Source organism: Thermovirga sp. (assembly GCA_012523215.1).
Lineage (GTDB): Bacteria > Synergistota > Synergistia > Synergistales > Thermovirgaceae > 58-81.
In genome coordinates this window covers 1-2,226 of the sequence record JAAYIZ010000165.1, presented here as the reverse complement: position 1 = coordinate 2,226, position 2,226 = coordinate 1, and the positions used below count along the sequence as shown (strand labels likewise).

Below are 2,226 nucleotides of genomic sequence, written 5' to 3'. Positions count from 1 at the left end.
GAAGAAATGGGGAAAGAATTCTTTGACGATCCCTGGAAGGCCCGGGACGGTTATATCGACGAAATCCTCGGCGGTGAGGTGAGAAGGGGCCGGGCGGGGAAGCTGCTCGAAATGCAGCGCTATGCCATGCTCATGTTCACCAGTTGCGGATGGTTCTTCGATGATATCTCCAGGATCGAGACGATCCAAATATTGGGCTACGCCGCCAGGGCGGCTCAACTGGCCGGCGAGGTCTCCGGGCGGGATGCCCTGGGGCCTTTTCTGAGGGCCCTGGAGAAAGTGCCGGGCAACAGGGAGGAGGTTCCCAACGCCAGGGAGGCCCTGGAGGCCGCCTTCGGGGGAAGGATCGGCGCCGTGGGCAAAGGCTAGGACAAGGTTCAACGCAAGATTACCGGTGAATTTGCCACCCTTGAATTTTGCGATAAAATAAACGATACTGCGAACGTTGGAAAAGAATCACCCCAGACAAGGAGGGAAGCTTCATGGCAAAGGCTGTAGTTGACAAGGATCTGTGTATCGGTTGCGAAGCTTGCGTGGGGACCTGCCCCGTCTCGGCCATCAGCATGGTGGAAGGCAAAGCCCAGGTTGATCCCGATACGTGCATCGAGTGCGGCGCCTGCGTGGCGGTCTGCCCCGTAAGTGCAATTTCCCAGTAGTTAGCGGGGTAATGTTCTTTCGAGGGGCACTTCCCCAGGGAAGGGGCCCCTCTTTTTTATCTATCGAAAGGGAATTTTTAATGTCGACTGAAAAGACCGTCCGATGGCTGAGGTCCGCCTGGATAGCGGGTATGGTCGCCTTTTTGATCATTTCGATAGTACCCCTGGGGCGGTCACCCCTTCCCGGGGTGGAGATGGCCGACAAGATCGCCCATTTCGGGGTTTTTCTCATCCTGGCACTGTTGCCGGCGGCCACTGGGGTTGTCAGGATACGGACCGTACTGGTCGTGCTCATCCTTTTGGCCCTGGCATCGGAGGGCCTTCAGGCGATGGTACCTTTCAGAAGCTGCGAAGTCGCCGACATCGCGGCCGACCTGCTGGGCATGCTTTCCGGACTTGCACTGGGGGCCTTTCTTTCGGGCCTTCGGCGACGGTTATAATGGGCAATAACAACTTATGGAGATAAAGGCTGGTGAAGTGTCATGGCAAAACCGAACAAAGCCCTTGAGGAAGAGATCCTCGCGGTTATGGATAGGAACCTGCAGAGCATCTGGGATGGGGATGGGGCCGCATACCGTGAGACCACATCCGAAGATTGCACTTTCTTTGAGTGGTACATATCGCCCCAAAGGATAGACGGCCTTGATTTCCACCTGAGGGAAATCCGTGTGCACCGGATGGTCGTCGGGGGAGGTTCCGACCCGGTGGAATCGGAAGAACAGACCTTTGAGCACGAGATTCTTCAGCCAAATATCCAGGTCTACGGGTCTACGGCGATAGTGACCTTCACCCTCATGGTAAGAATCGCGTCACCCGGGAAGGTCGTGCACAAGAGCCATAACGAGACCAGGGTTTTCAATAATTTCGGTACAAAAAAGAGCCCGGACTGGAAACTCGTGCACTGCCACAAGTCGCCCATTGCTACCCCCGATAGTATGTCCATTCTGAGGTTTTAGGGAGACGAGGCCGGCATGGGTGCCGTGAGGGACTTCCTGGCCTGTTTCAAAATGGGTTTGCCCCTTCCGTTGTGCCTGGAGGGAGCCAAGGGGAGGTGCCTTGTCCATATTTCCGATACGCCCTCGGTGTTTTACGGCGACCTCGACAAACTCCTAAAATACCTCGAACCCCTTTGCGTGGTCCATACAGGAGACCTGGTGGACGAGGTCAAGCTCGGCCTGAGGCCGGGTAACGCCGCCATCTTCAGGCAGAGGCTGAAGGCCCTGGCGAAGGCCATGGGCAAGGTTCCCGGCGAGAGAGTCACCATCGCGGTCGGGAACCACGATCTCGCCGAGGATATCCGTTCGGTTTTCCCCAGGGCGAAGATTTTTGACCGGGGCGCCAGGATGAGCCTCTGCGGGCTGGACGTGGCCCTGGCCCACTCCCGGGAGGAACTGCCCCAGCCGCCGGCGGCTTTCAACCTTTTCGGGCACAATGCCGACGTGCTGCCCGATCAGGAGGGTGTCCGCTACCTTAACGGCGTCCTCGGGATCAACGTGATCCTCGTTGAAAGCGGCGATGTGGAGGTGCTGCCCTATCCCTCCTACGTGGACGACGCGAGGTCCTGCAAGAG

5 protein-coding genes are annotated in these 2,226 nt (G+C 57.7%); all 5 read left to right on the top strand.

The window, feature by feature from the left end:
- A partial coding sequence (locus GX108_04405; protein ID NLO56279.1) for a DUF3536 domain-containing protein occupies window positions 1-369 on the top strand: 369 nt, incomplete at its 5' end.
- Between the two features lie 113 nt (window positions 370-482).
- A complete protein-coding gene (locus GX108_04400) occupies window positions 483-656 on the top strand; it encodes a 4Fe-4S binding protein (GenBank protein ID NLO56278.1) in 174 nt (57 codons plus the stop codon).
- A gap of 80 nt (window positions 657-736) precedes the next feature.
- Window positions 737-1,096 carry a VanZ family protein gene (gene vanZ, locus GX108_04395; protein NLO56277.1) on the top strand — a complete coding sequence of 120 codons (360 nt, stop codon included), beginning with the start codon at window positions 737-739 and terminating at the stop codon, window positions 1,094-1,096.
- Window positions 1,097-1,138: 42 nt separating this feature from the next.
- The gene (locus GX108_04390) at window positions 1,139-1,612 is read left to right on the top strand and encodes a SnoaL-like domain-containing protein (GenBank protein ID NLO56276.1); all 474 of its coding nucleotides are present in this window, start codon (window positions 1,139-1,141) and stop codon (window positions 1,610-1,612) included.
- Between the two features lie 15 nt (window positions 1,613-1,627).
- Window positions 1,628-2,226: hypothetical protein (locus GX108_04385; protein NLO56275.1), on the top strand; the 599-nt coding region annotated here is incomplete at its 3' end.